This window comes from Janthinobacterium sp. NKUCC08_JDC, assembly GCF_019345575.1.
Classification (GTDB): domain Bacteria; phylum Pseudomonadota; class Gammaproteobacteria; order Burkholderiales; family Burkholderiaceae_D; genus Janthinobacterium; species Janthinobacterium aestuarii.
On the sequence record NZ_JAHKQW010000006.1, the window covers coordinates 202,733 to 219,437 of the forward strand.

The window sequence follows — 16,705 nt, forward strand, 5'->3', positions numbered from 1 at the left end:
GGCTCCAGGGCGGGCTGGAAAAGTGGGCGCGCATCACTTCGCGCCAGGCCCCGGGTCCGCCGGCACGATCTTGCCGTCGGCGATGCGGGTCAGGAAGACGGCTGTCGATGCCTGGTGGTTGTCGGGCCGCAGCGTCACCCGCATGCCGCCCAGATCGAGGCGGTCGAACGTTTCGAAGCTCTGGATCAGACGCTCGCGCGTGAGGTCGGTGCCCGTGCGGCGCAGCGCCGCCACCATCAGGGTGGCCGAGATGCAGCCTTCGAAACTGACGAAAGACAGCGTGGCCGCCGGCACATGTTTGGCCAGCAGCGCGGCGCAGTCGGCGGCGATCGGCAACTGGCGGTCGTCCGGCAAGGGCACTACTTGCGAAATGACGATGTTGTTGCCTTCCGTGCCCAGCAGTTGCAGCAGGCTGTTCGTGCCGACAAACGATACCGTGGACAGGGCCGCCTTCAACCCGGCCTGGCTGGCTTCGCGCACGAACGCCGCCACCGGCGTGTAGGGGCCGGCCATGACCACCGCTTGCAGGTCGTGCCCGATCAGGGCCGCCAGTCCCGCCTTGACGGCCGTGGTGCCGCGCTGGAACGAACCCTTGGCAACGAGTTCCAGGCCGCGCCGTTGCAGGGCCCGCACGGTGCCGTCGAGCACGGCGTTGCCGAAACCGTCGTCCTGGTACAGCACGCCAAAGCGCTTGACGCCCCGGCTGGCAAAATACTGCACCAGGGCATCGGACTCATCGTCATAACTGGCGCGGAAGTTGATGATTTCATGCACCACGGGGTGGCGCAAGGTCATCGCGCCCGTAAACGCGCCCACCAGCGGCACCTTCATTTCCTGGACGATCGGTATGACGGCGTTGGTCGTGGGCGTCCCTACGTTGCCGAACAGCGCGAACACCTGTTTTTCCTCTACCAGCCTGAGCGTTTCGCTGATGGCGCGGTCCGGATCGTAGCCGTCATCGGCGACCACCAGCTCGATGCTGCGGCCATGGATGCCGCCGCGCTGGTTCGCTTCCTGGAACACGGCCGTTGCGCCGTCGAGCATGGCTTTCCCCAGCCCCGAGGCCGCGCCCGTTTGCGCATTGACCATGCCCAGACGGATGTGCGTCTCGGTGACGCCCGGTTCGGCGGCGTGGACCATGCCGGCCACGAGGGTGATAGCGAGCCAGCAGCATTCCGGGAAAACGCGCATGAGCTACCTTTATGGAGGTTGACCGGTATCAATTGGCACAGGGTTGACAACGAGTATGGAGCAAATTGCCAACGCAAAACTCACACATAGTCACAGTCATGGTCACGGCGCGGAAAGCAGGCCAGATACGCCTCAGGACACGGGCAGCTGCACCACCACCTTGCCCCGTGCACGGCCCTGCGCCAGATAAGCCAGCGCCTGTTTCGCCTCAAGAAAAGGAAACACACTGTCGATGACGGGGCGGATGCTTCCCGCCTCGATCAGGGCGGCGATCTGCGCCAGCTGGCCGCCGTCGGGACGCACGAAGTGGAAGGCATAGCTGGCGCCGCGCCGCCGCGCCAGGCCGATGATCTTGCGGCTGAGCAAACCAAACACCAGTTTCAGCACCACGTTCATGCCGCGCGCGCGGGCAAAGGCGGCGTCCGGCGGACCGACCAGCGAAACGACGCGGCTGCCGGGCTTGACGATGTGCAAGGCTTTTTCCAGCCCGTCGCCGCGCACCGTGCCCAGCACGGCGTCGTAATCGCGCAGCACGTCCTCGAACGGCTGTTTCTTGTAGTCGATGACCTCATCGGCGCCCAGGCCGCGCACCAGTTCCACGTTCGCCGTGCTGGTGGTGGTGCCCACGCGGGCGCCCAGGTGCTTGGCCAGCTGGATGGCGAACGTGCCGATGCCGCCGGAACCGGCCGGGATGAACACTTTCTGGCCCGGCTTCAGCTGCATGCGCTCATGCATCGCTTGCCACGCCGTCAGGCCCACCATGGGAATCGACGCCGCCTGCACGAAATCGAGGTTGGCCGGTTTCAGCGCGGCCGCCTGTTCGGGCACGATGGCAAATTCGGCCAGGCTGCCGTGCGGGGTGTCGAAAATGCTCGCATACACGGCGTCGCCCACTGTAAAGCGCGTGACGCCGCTGCCCACGGCCACGACCACGCCGGCCACGTCGCTGCCCAGGGTGGCCGGCAAGCGCGTTTTCAAGATCGGCTTGAAGTCGCCCTTCGGGATCAGGTTGTCGATGGGGTTCAGGCCGACGGCGTGCACCCGCACCAGCAATTCGCCGGGGCCGGGCGTGGGGCGGGGCAGTTCCGCAAACGCCGCATAATCGAGGCCGCCGTATTGTTTGAGTTGCAAAGCTTGCATGATGTTCTCTCTGTATGCTGAAAAGGCGCCGGCGCTCAGGCCAGGCGCAGGTCCTTGCGCAAGCCGGCGTCCAGCAGCGCGGCCGGCATGAAACGGCGCATCAGGCGCAAGCGCGCCGCCAGCGGCCCGGCCGTGTAGCGCAGCTTGGGCTTGCTTGTCTGCGCCGCCGCCAGGATGGTGTCGGCCACGATAGCCGGATCGTCGGCGCCGGCCATCAGCGTCTGCAGCCGGCTGGTGATGGCCGCGCTCACTTGCCGGTAGGCGGACAGCGGCGTATCGGGCGCCAGCAGATTGGCTTCGAACGTGGTTTTCGTGTAGGCCGGTTCGATGACGCTGGCGCGGATGCCCCAGCCGCGCACCTCATGGTCGAGCGATTCAGTGTAGCCCTCGATCGCGTGCTTGGTGGCGGAATACAGCGCGCCGTAAGGCATGGGCAAAAAGCCCAGGACGGAACCGATATTGAGGATGCGCCCGCCACCTTGGGCCCGCATGTGCGGCAGCACGGCCAGGGTCATGCGCAGCACGCCATAGAAATTCGTGTCGAAGATGGCTTGCGCCTGCGCCACGCTGCTTTCCTCTGCGCCACCCGGGGCCACGCCGAAACCGGCGTTATTCACCAGCAGGTCGATGCGGCCTTCGCGCTGGATTACCTCTGCCACGGCGGCAGCGACGGACGCATCGCTGGTGACGTCGAGCGCCAGCATCGCATGGCCGGCCGCGGCCGCTTGTCCGCCGCGGCGGCTGGTGCCGTACACCGTGTAGCCCGCTTGCGCCAGGCGCCGGGCCGTGGCCGCGCCGATGCCGGACGAGGCGCCGGTGACGAGGGCAATCTTCTTGTTGTTCATGGCAATTCCTTCAGGGGTTGACAGCGTTGGATATGGTATATGACGATCATCATATTGTTGTTTCAAAAAAAGCCCGGGACGGATCAAGGTCCCGGGCAGGGCAATTAGCTGGGTGTTTGAAACTGCGCCAGGGTGGCCGCGCACAGCGCGTCCGACAGGGCCGGCTCGTCCACGGCGCGCGCGAGAATGGTGGTGCCGATCATGGCGCACACGGTCGCCATCGCTTGCGCATGCGCTTCGGGCTGGCCCCAGTTCGGCAACTGGCGCGCGAACAGGTCGATCATTTCCTTGATATGGATGGTGGCGGCGCGCCGCACCTCGGGCGCCTGGCGCGGCATTTCCGAGCCCAGCGCCGACACGGGGCAGCCTACCTCGATGGCGGCGATGTGTTCGGGCGACAGATACGCGGCCAGCATGGCCTGCAGCGCCTGGCCAGGCGGGGCGGCGGCCGCCACCCGGGCCGCCAGCGCCACCGCTTCGGCGCCCGCACGGTCGCCCGCTTCGGCCAGCAGCGCGTCGCGCGAGGCGAAGTGTGCGTAAAAGCCGCCGTGCGTCAGGCCCGCTTCCTTCATGATGTCGGCCACGCCCGTGCCCGCATAGCCGCTGCGGCGGATGGCGCGCGTGGCCACCTCGACGATGCGTTCGTGTGTGGCTTCCTTGCGGCTTTGCGCCGCCGGTTTGTTCGGTGAGTTCTGCATGACGGTCATCATATCGCAGTTTTCAACAGCGTGCACGCGAGGCGCTCAGAACAGCCCGGCCGTCCAGTCGGTGAACGCCCGCATCGCCGGGGAGAGAAAGCGCTGATGCGGGTAGAGCAGCGATACGGGCACGGGCGCCGGCCGCCTGTCGGCCAGCACCTCGACCAGTTCCCCTGCCTGCAACTGGTCGCTTACGAGGATCTCGGCCAGCTGCATCAAGCCATGGCCGGCCAGGCCCAGCTCGATGTACAGCTCCGTCTCGTTGACGGCGACCGTGCCGGGGACGGGAATGGCGATGCTGGTACCGTCTTCGATGAAATGCAGGTCGCTGCCGCGCCGCGCCGTGCTGGAAAAGTAATGGACGGCCCGGTGTCCTGGCAAATCCTCGAGGGTTGCGGGAACACCGTGTTCGGCCAGATAGGACGGCGCCGCGCAGGTGATCCAGCGCAGCTCGCCCAGGCGGCGCGCGACCAGGGCCGAATCTTCCAGGCTGCCTGTGCGGATCACGCAATCGACGCCTTCCTGTATCAAGTCCACCTGGCGGTCATTGACGCCGATCATCAGGTAGATGTCGGGGTAGCGCTGCTGGAATTGCGCCAGCTGCGGCAGGATCACGGCATGGGCAATGCCGCTAGGTATATCGACGCGCAAGCGTCCCTGCGGGCGCTCGCTAGCGCCTTGCAGGCTCGCTTCGGTATCGGCGATCAGCTCGAGGATCTCGCGGCAGCGGTGGAAGTAGCGCTCGCCTTCCGGTGTCAGGCTGAGATTCCTGGTGGAGCGGTGCAGCAGGCGCGTCTGCAAATGTTTTTCCAGCCGCTTGATGATGGCGGTCACCGACGATGCGGGCAAAGCCAGGGTCTGCGCCGCGCGCACGAAACTCCTGCTCTCGACCACGCGAAGGAATACCTGCATTGCTTGTACGCGGTCCATGTCTTGTCTTCGTAGCAGTAGGGGAAACGGCACTATAACCCAACATTATTCGGATTTTCTGCATGCTGAAAACACACTGCGCTACTTTTTCCCCTTGCTTGCCCGCATTAGACTGCGTGCAACCCATTAGCTATAGCAGGAATCAAGCATGTCTGAACAAGACCAACTACTGGCGCCACTGGCCCCGGCACCCCGCAAGATGCTGATCAAAGGCGCCACCATTATCAGCATGGATGGCAGTGTCGGCAATGTGCCCAAGGGCGATATCCTGATGGCCGATGGCGTCATCGCCGCCATCGGTCAGCATCTGCAAGCCGACGGCGCCGAGGTGATCGATGCCGCGCAGATGATCGCCATTCCCGGCATGGTCGACACCCACCGCCATGCCTGGGAAGGCCAGCTGCGCCGCATCAACCCGAATGCGGCGACGCTCGAGGACTATTGCAACGCCACGCATTTCTCGTTCGCCAAATACTACCGGCCGCGCGACATCTACGTGGGCAACCTGCTCACGGCCCTGGGCGCCATCGATGCCGGCATCACGACCGTGATCGACAATTCGCACAATAGCCGCACGGCGGCGCACGCCGACGCGGCGGTCGAAGCGCTGCTCGACGCGGGCATCCGCGCCGTGCACGCCTCGGGGGCACCCGTGTCGGGCGAGTGGGACAAGGCGCATTGGCCAGGCAACCTGGCGCGCCTGCAAGCCAAGTATTTTACGAATCCCGACAGCCTGGTGACGCTGGCCATGATGGCGCAGCTGGAACCGGAGCAGTGGGCCGTCGCCCGTCAATTGGGTATTCCCATCGTGACCGAGTTTTTTGGCGCTGGCATGGCGGACGAGCTGGAGGGCTTGCACCGGCAGGGGCTGCTCGGCAGCGACAATATCTTCAACCACTGCACCTGCCTGCCGGAAGCGGGCTGGCGGATCTTGCGCGAGACGGGCGTGCGCGTCAATGTATGTCCGCGTTCGGATGCCCACTACGGTATCGAGGATGGCATGAACGCCTGGCAGGCGGCGCACCAGCACGGCATACGCCCCGGCCTCAGTGTCGACAACGAGACTTCGTATAGCGGCGACATGTTCATGGAAATGCGCGTGGCGTTCTACCTGCAGCGGGTGATGGGACATCGCCAGGGGCATCGCCATGCGGCGGCGCCCACCGATGCCTTCCGCTTGCTCGAGGCCGCCACGATAGACGGCGCCGCAGTGGCAGGGCTGGAGCAGCGCATTGGCAGTTTGGCGCCAGGCAAGCAGGCCGACCTGGTGCTGATACGCACCGGCGACCTCAATGTATATCCTGTCAATAACGCCATCGGTACCGTCGTGCATGCGGCTGAGCGCAGCAATATCGATACCGTCATCATTGGCGGGCGCGTGCGCAAACGCGGTGGCGTCGTGCTGGGCGTGGATCAGGCAAAACTGCGCGCCGCGATCGACGAATCGTGTGGCCACCTGTTCAGTGCCGCCGATTATCAGCCCGATCTGTTTGCCCAGTCGTTCGCAACTATCCACCAGGCGTAGGCAGCGCCATATGGGCTCTGCCTACGCCAGCATTTCAGGATCAGGCCAGCTTGCGCTTGCCTGCCGAAACGCGGTTCCAGCCATAGCCGGCGACGATGATGGCCACGATGGCTGCCTGCGCGAGCAGGGTTTCCATGGTCGGCAGGATGCCCAGCAAGTCGATGCGCACGAAATCGACGGGGGTGACGCCGACCCAGCCCGCTTCCTGCAGCGCGGCCACGCCTTTGCCCATCAGGATGACGGCCAGCACGGCCACGAAGGCGGACGTCCACGAGAAGAACTTGCCGATCGGCATGCGGGCACTCGTGCGCAGCAAGGCCCAGGCGATCACGACCAGCAGCACGATGGCCACGAGGAAGCCGCCCAGCAGGGCGCCGCCATTGCCGTCCGCCGCCAGGGCGGAATAGAACAGCACGGTTTCAAAGACTTCGCGGTAGACGGCGATGAAGGCCAGGGCGAACAGGCCCCAGGCGGAGCGCCGGCTCATCGCGGCCGTGAGTTTCTCGTGCAGGTATTCCTGCCAGCGCCCGGCGCTGCTCTTCTGGTGCATCCACAAGCCCACGCTGAGCAGGACCAGGGCCGCGAATACGGAACCGAGACCTTCGCTCACTTCCCGGCTGGCGCCGCTGATGGTCACCAGATACGTCGCCGCCACCCACGTCAGGCCGCCCGCCACCAGCGCGCTGGCCCAGCCCGCATGCACGTAGGCGAGCACGTCGTGGCGCTTGGCCTTGCGCAGGAAGGCGATGATGCCGATCACGATCAGCAGCGCTTCCACGCCTTCGCGCAGCAAGATCGTCAGGGCGCCGATAAAGGTCGTCATCGGGTCGGCCTTGGCGTCGCCCAGTTCCGCTTCCACGTGGGTAAACAGTTGCTGCAGTTTTTCACCGGCCGCTTCGGCGTCGGCTACCGTGCCCTTCGCCACGGCGGAGCGGTAGGCCAGCATGGCGTTTTCCACGGCCAGCAGCAGGGATTTGTTGCGCGCGCCGACCATCGGCTCGATCGGCTCGAAGCCGTCCAGGTAGGCAGACAGGCCCAGGCGCGTGGCGCCCGCACGGTCGCCCGCGTGCATGGCGGCCAGGCTTTCGGCCAGGCGCAGACGCGACAGGGCCAGACCGGCCGGCTTGTGCGCTTCGGCCTTGTCGGCATGGCTGCGCAGATACGCCGTCAGCGCTTTGGCCTCGTCCGCGCCCAGCTTGGCGGCAACGGCTTCCTGCGTCAGGGTCGTCACGGCGGCCAGGTCCGCGTACAGCTTCTTGGCCCGTGGATCGTCCTGCCACAGCTTTTCACCATGCGCGCTGGCCGCCGCATCGTGCGACATGCCGCCGATATAGAAAGCCAGGTCCCAGCGCTCGTTTTCGGACAGCTGGTCGAAACTGGCCATCGACGTGCCGGCCACGCCTTGCGAAATGACCTGGTACAAGGCCATCAGGCTGCGCGACTGCGCCCGTTCGCCATCCGTGAAGGCGATCGGTTTCGGCTCCAGGCTGGCCGCCAGCGGACCATCGCCGCCGCCGGCCACGCCGTGGCAAGAAGCGCACTGGGCCGCATACAGGGCCGCGCCACGCGCCAGGTTCGGCAGCACTTTCGGCGCCACGGGTATCGGGTAGGCGGCAATCAGCAAGCCGTTCGCATAGTGCGCCAGGCGCTTGACTTCCACGCCATCCGCCTTGGCGACGACGGCTTTGCGCAGGTCGGCGATGGCGGCGGCAATGGCCGCCTGGGAGGCGTGGGCGGGCAGGGCGGCGATCTGCGTCGTCGCGTTGTCCGTGAAATCGAGCATTTCCGCGTATTCGGCCTCGCTGACCACCTTGCCGTGCTCGACGGCGCCGCTGTAATCGACGGCAACGTAGTCAATCAATTGCCACAATTGCTTGGCGCCAGCGCCGGGATCGGTTGTTTGCGCGTGCGCGCCACCGGCCAGCAACAGGCTGGCGGCCACGAGCGGATAGCACACGAGCCATTTCTTCATAGAACTGAACATGATTCTCATTCTCATTTGTCGTTAACCCGGCGACTATAGGACAGACCGTGCGGGGTGTCAACGGCGCACGGACCTTGTCCTGGACGATAGTGCGGACCAGGCGCCGGGAGGCGGCAGAGAATGGGACGGCGGAAAACGCGTGCTACTGGCCAGATGCCGGCTTCGCGTACAGGCCCCTGGCCAGGCCATTATCCGCATCATCGACTTGCAGGCCGCCCTCGACGACACGCAGGGCCAGCTTCTGGAATGCCTGGCCCCTGAGCCATTGGGGATCGGTGACGGCGAACGCGGCGATGCGCTCCTGCGCGCGCTCCGCTGGCACGGCCAGCCATTGATAGTCGGCTTTCGAGCCCTGGCGGCGCAAGCCCGCCCGCACCCAGCGTTCCGACGCCGGCATGCGGACGATGGCGTCGCCGTTCGCCACGCTGACAGCCGTGGCCGTCTTGCCGCTTTGCGCTTCGAATTTCACTTCCACGCCGGCCATCGGTCCCAGCCGTGGAAAACCGACGATGGCCACCCACAATCCCGCTTCGGCCGCTTTCTGGATGCGCATTTCCGATTCCTCGAACACGCGGAACTGCGGTTCCTTGCCGCCATTGCCCGCCACCAGGGTCACCGTGTCGCCCGAAGCGCGCCACTCGCCGCTCGCTTGCTGGTCGGTATTGCCATAACTGAGCATCCATTCGAAGGTGCCGTCCTTTTTCAGCAGCAGTTCGGAGCCCGTTTCCATGACGCCTTGCAGATAATAGTGGCCAGGCAGTGACGACGCGGCTGGCTCGGCCGCGCTGGCCCAGCTGGCCGAAATGGAGAAAGCGAGGGCGGCGCAGGCCAGCAGGCGCGAGAGGGATTGCTTCATCGGTGTGTCCTTGTTGTGTTTTTATGATAAGCCATCATAACAACGGCAATTAAATTGCCGTCGCACGACACACCGGAATGCTGGCGTCGCGTTTACTTCGCGCTGAAATCGAGCACGACGCGCGCGGCAACCTTGCCGTGTTCCAGGCGGCTGAAGATCTCGTTGATGGCCGACAGCGGCTGCAATTCCACGTCGGCCTTGACCTTGCCCGTGGCGGCAAAGGCAAGCGCCTCGGCCATGTCCTGGCGCGTGCCCACAAAAGAGCCGCGTATCGTCACGCAATTGGCGACGACGTCGAACAGCGGCGTCGGGAAGTCGCCCGGCGGCAAGCCCACCAGTACGCAGGTGCCGCGCTTGCGCGTCATCGCCACGCCTTGCTGGAAAGCGTCGAGCGACGGCGCCGTGATCAGCACGCCGTGGGCGCCGCCCCCGGTCGCTTCGCGCAAGGCTGCGACGGGGTCGCCCTGGCGCGCATTGATGGTCACTTCGGCACCGAGGGCGCGTGCGTGTTCCAGCTTGCCGTCATCGATGTCGACGGCCGCCACGCGCAAGCCCATGGCCAGCGCATATTCGATGGCCAGGTGACCGAGTCCGCCGATGCCGGACACGGCCAGCCATTCTCCCGGCCGCGCGCCCGTTTCCTTGATGCCCTTGTAGCTGGTCACGCCGGCGCAGATGATGGGCGCCGCCTGCACGGCGGACAGTCCCGCCGGGATATGCGCGACGTAGCGCGGGTCGGCCAGGATGTATTCGGCAAAGCCGCCATTCTTGGTGTAGCCGCCGAACTGCGCTTCGGCGCACACGGTTTCCCAGGCCGCCAGGCAATGTTCGCAATGGCCGCAAGCCGAATAGAGCCAGGGCACGCCGACCCGGTCGCCCAGCTGCACTTCCGTCACGCCCGTGCCCACGGCCACCACCAGGCCGATGCCTTCGTGGCCGGGAATGAACGGCGGCGACGGCTTGACGGGCCAGTCGCCGCGTGCCGCATGCAAATCCGTGTGGCAAACGCCGCACGCTTCCGTCTTGACGAGGATCTGGCCAGGGCCGGGTACCGGCACGGGCACCTCGCGCAGCACCAGCGGCTGGCCCAGTTGCTCGACAACGGCGGCTTTCATGGTAGTGGGTGTCATGGTATTCCTTATGAAGTGGGTAGGGCGTAGAGCAGGGCGCAAGCCATGGTTTGCTGAACAGAAGCTTGCGAATGATCATATTCTGCTGCACACGATACGAAAATTGATTGATCTACATCAACATACTGAGCGGGAAACCAGCCACCTTGAAGGACGATTCAGTCCTGCTGTCGCGTTGAAGGAAAGCCGGGCCTGAGGTATAATGACAACTCGGCGTGTGCTGCGTGCGCCCGGGGCTACCCCGAATACGGAGAACGACATTTTCGTTTTCCGTGAGGTTTTATGATGCGCGCAGCGTTCCATCTCTATTGGCGTCAACTGATTGAAGCACCGCTTTCTGCGGGCGCTGTCTTTTCCCTTTCCCACTCCTCGTCTACGCCTGCCCGGCCTGCTTGTGCTTGTGCTTGTATTGGCACTTCTTCCGTCATTGACCTCGCCGCGCGTGCTTGCGTCCGGAGGGCCTGGTGCGTCGTGGACATCCATTCGTTCAAGGAGCATGCGGCATGAGCACCACTGCATCACCGAAACACCATTCCGTTCTACAGCGCTTCCTCGCCAGTGACGCGGCGGGCGGCATCCTGCTGATGGCAGCGGCCGTTGCCGCCCTGATTATCGCCAACAGTCCGCTGGCCGGCGCCTACCAGCATTTTCTGCATTGGCAAACAGGTCCCGTGCTCAGCGACAAACTGGGCCCGATGACAACCCACCTCTGGGTCAACGACGGGCTGATGGCGGTCTTTTTTCTCCTGGTCGGGCTCGAGATCAAACGGGAACTGGTCGATGGCCGGCTCTCGACGTGGGAGCAGCGGCGCCTGCCGGCATTGCCCGCACTGCTGGGGATGGCATTCCCGGCCGCGATCTACGTTTTACTGACTGCGAAACAGCCCTTGCTGATGAATGGCTGGGCGATACCTGCCGCGACGGACATCGCGTTCGCCATGGGAGTGCTGGCGCTGCTGGGACGCCATGCGCCCTTGTCCTTGAAACTGCTGCTTGTTTCAGTGGCTATTATCGATGACATGGGCGCTGTCGCCATCATCGCCGTTTTCTATACCGCCTCCATCAATGCCGGCGCACTTGCCGCCGCGGCCGCCATCGTCGTGGTGTTATTTGCCTTGAACAAGCTTCGCGTGATGAAGCTGTGGCCGTATCTGATCGGCCTGGCCCTGCTTTGGTATGTCACGCTGCTCTCCGGCGTGCACGCAACGATCGCCGGCGTAGTGGGTGCCTTCCTGATCCCCTACATTCCATCCCCAGGCACGCCGGATGCGCCTGATTCGCCCCTGCACCGGCTCGAACACGCCTTGCATCCATGGGCCGGTTTCCTGATCGTCCCGGTATTCGGTTTCGTCAACGCTGGCGTCTCGTTCGCCGGACTCCCGCCATCAGCCATGTGGGCGCCGCTCCCGCTTGGCATTGCCGCAGGTCTTTTCCTCGGCAAGCAACTGGGCGTGTTCGCTGGTGTCATGCTGGCGGTCAAGAGTGGACTTGCTGGCAAGCCACGCGGCAGCACCTGGCTGCAAATTTATGCGGTCTCGATGCTTTGCGGTATCGGTTTTACGATGAGCCTGTTCATCAGTGGCCTGGCATTTCCTGGCCATCCAGCGTATGTCGAGGAAGCCAAGATCGGCATCCTGCTTGGCTCTCTCCTGTCGGCCATCGTTGCTTGCCTGATTCTGCGTTTCGCCCCGAAGGCAAAAGACCAGCTTGAGCATGAAAGTGTGCAGGCAGACGAAATTCGTCGCGATGGCGATGTTGTGACTATGTAATGCGGCACTCCGTCGAGGCCTGCACTTGGTCTCGACGGATCCCATGTCAAACAGTCTTTCCAGGTAGCTGTACGCAGAAAAACAGGTTTACATTAATTTCATGTTTCGATTATTATGGAATTATAGAATTAATTATCGCCGCGTTGGCCGGCACTACGCCTGAGCTAATCAAGAAAGGATTTACCATGAATAACTTGCCCAACATCAGCGACGCCCACCTCGATACGCCGACCCTCGATAAACTTGCGCCGCCGACGGTGGCCACGCATCCACCGCGCATCCTCTTGCTGTATGGCTCGCTGCGTGAACGCTCGTTCAGCCGCTTGCTGACCCTGGAGGCGGAGCGGCTGCTCCAGCATTTCGGCGCCGAGACGCGGGTGTTCGACCCGCATGGCTTGCCCATGGTCGACAGCGTCAGCCCTGATCACCCCAAGGTGCAGGAGCTGCGCGCGCTGTCGCTGTGGTCGGAAGGCCAGGTCTGGTGCAGCCCGGAACGCCATGGTGCAGTGACGGGCGTGTTCAAGTCGCAGATCGACTGGCTGCCGCTGGAAATGGGCAGCGTGCGCCCAACGCAGGGGCGGACCCTGGCAGTGATGCAAGTGTCGGGCGGCTCGCAGTCGTTCAACGCCGTCAACAGCTTGCGCGTGCTGGGCCGCTGGATGCGCATGGTGACGATCCCGAACCAGTCATCCGTTGCCAAGGCATATCAGGAGTTCGATGACAACGACCGCATGAAGCCGTCGCCATACTACGACCGCCTGGTCGACGTCATGGAAGAACTGTATAAATTCACCCTGGTGGTGCGCGACCGCTCCGATTACCTGACCAGCCGCTACAGCGAGCGCAAGGAGTCCATGCCGGTTGACGTGCGCGCGCTTGCCAGAGCGGCCATGGAGCACGAAACGCCAGTCAAGTAAGCTGTTTTCATCGCGGCCCGCACGCCGGGCCGCCACTTTACGATGACTCAGTCGAATTCCTGGTTTGAAAGGACAGCATGAAAATCTTGGTGTTTCTTGGTTCAATACGCACCAGCACGCCGCCGCAGCCGGCGCGTCTCGGCGAGCGTGTAGCCAAAGCCTGCGCGGCGCAGTGCAGTCAAGATGGCCACGACGTGGTGCTCATCGATCCATTCGATTACGACCTGGGCGATGTGTTCAAACCGCACTTTTCCTATGCGAAAGGACGCGCACCCTTGCCGTTGGAGCACCTGGCCAGTGAGATTGCCGGCGCCGACGGGTATGTGATGGTCAGCCCCGAATACAATCATTCAATGAGCCCGGCGCTGGCGCATCTACTGAACCATTTTGGAAGTTCCCTGTTTGCTTTCAAGCCCAGTGCCATCGTGACTTATTCGGCAGGGCAGTGGGGTGGCGTGCGCGCAGCAGTGGGCATGCGCGCTTTTCTGTCCGAGCTCGGCTGTTTGCCAGTGTCGGCCATGATCCATATTCCGGCCGCACATACTGTTTTTGCTGCCGATGGCAGCTTTGCGCCTGAAGTCGATAGCACGCGTTGGGTTTCCTATATCGAGCGCACCTTTTCCCAGCTGACCTGGTGGGCCGAGGCCGCTAGGCGGGAGCGTGCCCGCTCGGGAGGAACAGGACCTTCGCCGGCTTTCCTGCGCGATCCTTCTCAACGCAATGCGCCGTGAGGTCGCATATGGCGAATTATTGCTAGAATGACACTTTGCAGCGCCGTGCACAGTTTACGGCCGAGTTCCTTCCTGCCACTTCACGTCTATTTGGATCCCACTGATGATTCGACTTGCCACTACCGCCGATGCCGCCGCGATCGCCACGATCTACAACCATTACGTCAGCAGCTCCACCATCACGTTCGAAGAGCAGGTGGTTGGCAGCGACGAGATGGCCCAGCGTATCGCCTCTGTCGGCGCGCAGTTGCCGTGGTATGTTTTCGAGCGCGACGGCGGGATTCTCGGCTATGCCTACGCCACGCCCTGGCGCGCCCGCAGCGCCTATCGTTTTTCCGTCGAATCGACGGTGTACGTTGCGCACGAATGCGTGGGGCAAGGCGTCGGCCGGCAACTGTACAGCGTGCTCATCGATGACTTGCGTCAGCGGCAGCTGCAGGTGGTCATCGGCGGCATCGCGCAGCCCAACAACGCCAGCGTCGCCTTGCATGAGCGCCTGGGATTCGAGCAAGTGGCCATGTTCAAGCGGGTCGGCCGTAAATTCGACCGGTGGATCGACGTGGGGTATTGGGAGTTGCAGCTGCAGGACGAGTAAGCGCCCCGTTGCTGCTCACTTGGCGACTTTTCAAAAAATTACTTTCCGGCACCGAGGTCTCTTAGTGATTTCGGGGCATACAGCGCGCTTTGAAATTCCGGCACGTATTCATATTTGATCATCTTTCCCAGCTTTAATGATTTGATATAGGTGGAAAAGCTGCCGTCGCCCAGTTGCAGGCCGACCGCATCCGCGCTCGTGCTCGACGCGTGGCTCAACTGGCGGGAAACGGCATAGCCATACGTGAGTTTCCCGGCGCCATCCTTGTTGGTGAAGCTGTTGCTCACCACATGGGCCGTGTGCGACAGGTCGCCCAGTTTTTTGCCTGCAAAAACAAAATCGAGCTTGCCGGTTGCGCTATCCATGACTTCAAAGGAAACGTTTGCGTCCGTTTCCTTCACCTCGATACCGGTCAGCCACTTGGGCAGATTGTAGCCAACCACGCCACGCACCCTGGCCAGTTCCGTGTTGACGGGAAGCTTGAGCACATAGCCCCAAAAATCTTTGGACAGCGATTGGCCCAGCAAGGTGAACGGGCCAAAGCTGGCGCTGCCCGGCTTGCTGGTGACAATCGCCAGGGACACTTCATTGTAGCTGTCATTGTCGCAGTACTCATACGCATAGGCCGTCAATGCCACCGCGCCCCGGCCTGGCCACACTTGCAGCGGCTGGACTTGCTTCAGTATGTCTGCCGGCATCAGCTTCTTCAGGCGCGCGAGGTCCGCCGTAAATACGGCCGTGATCTTGCGGTTCTTGTAATAGAAATTCGGCGAATACGAGTCAAAGCCGATGGACACCTTTTCTTTTTGCATGTCCTTGAACCAGCTCAGGTCAAGCTCCGGCGCTTCCGCTGCGATGACGGATAAAGGCGGATTCGAGCGAAAGCGGTCATACAGGCCGCCTGCGGCCACCGGGACGGCATGGCCCGCTATATCGATGATGAGCTGCCTATTTTCGACAGCGTGTTCCGCCCGGGACGGGCTTGCTGCAATACTCAATACCAATGCGGATACCGCCGCGGCGATGTTCATGTTCATTGCTTGCACCTTCCATGTTGGATTGGGAAAAACTCCATTAAAAGCCGCTATGCATCCGGCGGCGATACTGCCGGTTCCGGAAGGCGGTGTCCCATTGCTGTATCAATAGCGCCAGCGCAGGCGCCACGTTGGGCCAGGTATGCTTGCCCAGGCTCAGGCGCCGCAACTGATATTTCACCATCGCCATATAGGCAATGGACGACAGCACCTTGTTTTTCCAGGTGATGGTCCGGAGCAAGGGGCTTGCCGATTGATCGGAACGCCATGCTTCAGGCAGTTGCGGGTCGAGCGCCAAGGCCGTTCCCATGCCCGCCATGGCAATGCCGCTGTCCAGCACTTGTTGCACCACCTGGTAGCGGCGTATGCCGCCCGTTACCATGATGGGCATGCTGGCCACCGTGGCGATATCCTTGGCGAACTCGAGGAAATAGGCTTCGCGGGCCAGGGTACGGCCGTCGCGGGTCTGGCCGTGCATGGCAGGGGCTTCATAACTGCCGCCGGACAACTCAATCAGGTCGACGCCCAGGGTATTGAGCATGGAAACCACCTGCTTGGCGTCATCCGAACTGAAGCCGCCTTTCTGGAAATCGGCCGAATTGAGCTTCACGGCAACGGCAAAGCCTTTGCCGACGGCTTGCCGCGCCTCCTTGACGACGTCGACCAGCAGCCGCGCCCGGTTTTCGAGGGAACCGCCCCAGCGGTCGGTGCGCTGGTTGGTCAGAGGCGAGAGGAACTGGCTGATCAGGTAGCCGTGCGCGGCATGGATTTGCACGCCCGTAAAGCCAAAGCGCTCCGCCAGCCGGGCGCTGTTGACAAAGCGCTGCTTGACGTCGGCAATGTCGGCCTCCGTCATTGCGCGCGGCGCCGAAAATTGCTTTGAAAAGTTGCCCAGGTCCATGGGCACGACTGACGGTGCCACGGTTTCCTGTCCCAGGGCAGCAGGCATCTGGCGCCCCGGATGGTTGATCTGCATCCAGATATGCGCGCCGCGTGAACGGGCCGTGCGCGACCATTGCTCGAAGCGGGCGCCAAATTCCTCAGACTCAAGCACCACGCCGCCGGGTCCCGTCATGGCGCGGCGGTCGATCATCACGTTTCCGGTGATCATCAGACCCACGCCACCGTCCGCCCACGACTGGTACAGGCGTATCAGCTCGTCCGAAGGCGCGTGGTCCTTGTCGGCCATGTTCTCTTCCATGGCGGCTTTGGCAAGACGGTTCGGAACGACTGTCCCGTTGGGCAATGTCAGTGCGGTAAAGGGTTTCATGCTGATCTCCAAGGTTGCGATAGCCCCACGATAAGCTTTAAGCTAACTTGAAGGTCAAGCCCCGAATCGAAAAAATTGCAATCTCCCTTG

15 protein-coding genes are annotated in these 16,705 nt (G+C 63.1%); 5 read left to right on the forward strand and 10 right to left on the reverse strand.

What is annotated here, in order from left to right; all coding sequences use genetic code 11:
• Window positions 1-33: 33 nt before the first annotated feature.
• The 5 genes from KO538_RS16875 to KO538_RS16895 all read right to left on the reverse strand — a co-directional run bounded on the left by KO538_RS16875 (window position 34) and on the right by KO538_RS16895 (window position 4,804).
• Window positions 34-1,191, reverse strand: a complete 1,158-nt coding sequence (locus KO538_RS16875; RefSeq protein ID WP_257620413.1) for an ABC transporter substrate-binding protein — start codon at window positions 1,189-1,191, stop codon at window positions 34-36.
• A gap of 132 nt (window positions 1,192-1,323) precedes the next feature.
• A complete protein-coding gene (locus KO538_RS16880) occupies window positions 1,324-2,331 on the reverse strand; it encodes an NADP-dependent oxidoreductase (RefSeq protein ID WP_219329038.1) in 1,008 nt (335 codons plus the stop codon).
• Between the two features lie 35 nt (window positions 2,332-2,366).
• The gene (locus KO538_RS16885) at window positions 2,367-3,176 is read right to left on the reverse strand and encodes an oxidoreductase (protein ID WP_219329039.1); all 810 of its coding nucleotides are present in this window, start codon (window positions 3,174-3,176) and stop codon (window positions 2,367-2,369) included.
• 104 nt (window positions 3,177-3,280) lie between these two features.
• Entirely contained in the window at window positions 3,281-3,886 is a 606-nt protein-coding gene (locus KO538_RS16890; protein WP_219329040.1) for a TetR/AcrR family transcriptional regulator, read from the reverse strand.
• 33 nt (window positions 3,887-3,919) lie between these two features.
• The gene (locus KO538_RS16895; RefSeq protein WP_219329041.1) at window positions 3,920-4,804 is read right to left on the reverse strand and encodes a LysR family transcriptional regulator; all 885 of its coding nucleotides are present in this window, start codon (window positions 4,802-4,804) and stop codon (window positions 3,920-3,922) included.
• A gap of 148 nt (window positions 4,805-4,952) precedes the next feature.
• Between KO538_RS16895 and KO538_RS16900 the strand changes: the two genes are divergently transcribed.
• Window positions 4,953-6,329: an amidohydrolase family protein gene (locus KO538_RS16900; RefSeq protein WP_219329042.1), complete on the forward strand. Its 1,377-nt coding sequence runs from the start codon at window positions 4,953-4,955 to the stop codon at window positions 6,327-6,329.
• A 40-nt stretch (window positions 6,330-6,369) separates the two neighbouring features.
• On the opposite strand, the gene KO538_RS16905 is transcribed toward KO538_RS16900, so the two are convergent.
• The 3 genes from KO538_RS16905 to KO538_RS16915 form a co-directional block, all read right to left on the reverse strand.
• Window positions 6,370-8,313, reverse strand: a complete 1,944-nt coding sequence (locus KO538_RS16905) for a cytochrome c/FTR1 family iron permease (RefSeq protein WP_219329043.1) — start codon at window positions 8,311-8,313, stop codon at window positions 6,370-6,372.
• A gap of 142 nt (window positions 8,314-8,455) precedes the next feature.
• Window positions 8,456-9,169 (reverse strand): copper resistance protein NlpE, encoded by a 714-nt coding sequence (locus tag KO538_RS16910; protein ID WP_219329044.1) that lies wholly within the window; start codon window positions 9,167-9,169, stop codon window positions 8,456-8,458.
• Between the two features lie 92 nt (window positions 9,170-9,261).
• Complete coding sequence (locus KO538_RS16915) at window positions 9,262-10,299, reverse strand: zinc-dependent alcohol dehydrogenase (protein WP_034748193.1); 1,038 nt, start codon at window positions 10,297-10,299, stop codon at window positions 9,262-9,264.
• A 503-nt stretch (window positions 10,300-10,802) separates the two neighbouring features.
• Between KO538_RS16915 and nhaA the strand changes: the two genes are divergently transcribed.
• The 4 genes from nhaA to KO538_RS16935 all read left to right on the forward strand — a co-directional run bounded on the left by nhaA (window position 10,803) and on the right by KO538_RS16935 (window position 14,311).
• Window positions 10,803-12,068 (forward strand): Na+/H+ antiporter NhaA, encoded by a 1,266-nt coding sequence (nhaA, locus tag KO538_RS16920; protein WP_219329045.1) that lies wholly within the window; start codon window positions 10,803-10,805, stop codon window positions 12,066-12,068.
• 185 nt (window positions 12,069-12,253) lie between these two features.
• A complete protein-coding gene (arsH, locus tag KO538_RS16925; RefSeq protein ID WP_219329046.1) occupies window positions 12,254-12,985 on the forward strand; it encodes an arsenical resistance protein ArsH in 732 nt (243 codons plus the stop codon).
• Between the two features lie 77 nt (window positions 12,986-13,062).
• On the forward strand, window positions 13,063-13,716 hold the full coding sequence (locus tag KO538_RS16930; protein WP_219329047.1) for an NADPH-dependent FMN reductase: 654 nt from the start codon (window positions 13,063-13,065) through the stop codon (window positions 13,714-13,716).
• Window positions 13,717-13,819: 103 nt separating this feature from the next.
• Entirely contained in the window at window positions 13,820-14,311 is a 492-nt protein-coding gene (locus KO538_RS16935) for an arsinothricin resistance N-acetyltransferase ArsN1 family B (protein WP_219329048.1), read from the forward strand.
• A 38-nt stretch (window positions 14,312-14,349) separates the two neighbouring features.
• Here KO538_RS16935 and KO538_RS16940 read toward each other — a convergent pair whose 3' ends face one another.
• On the reverse strand, window positions 14,350-15,222 hold the full coding sequence (locus tag KO538_RS16940) for an acetoacetate decarboxylase (ADC) (RefSeq protein WP_219329049.1): 873 nt from the start codon (window positions 15,220-15,222) through the stop codon (window positions 14,350-14,352).
• 163 nt (window positions 15,223-15,385) lie between these two features.
• The gene (locus tag KO538_RS16945) at window positions 15,386-16,615 is read right to left on the reverse strand and encodes an NADH:flavin oxidoreductase/NADH oxidase family protein (protein WP_219329050.1); all 1,230 of its coding nucleotides are present in this window, start codon (window positions 16,613-16,615) and stop codon (window positions 15,386-15,388) included.
• Window positions 16,616-16,705: the final 90 nt, after the last annotated feature.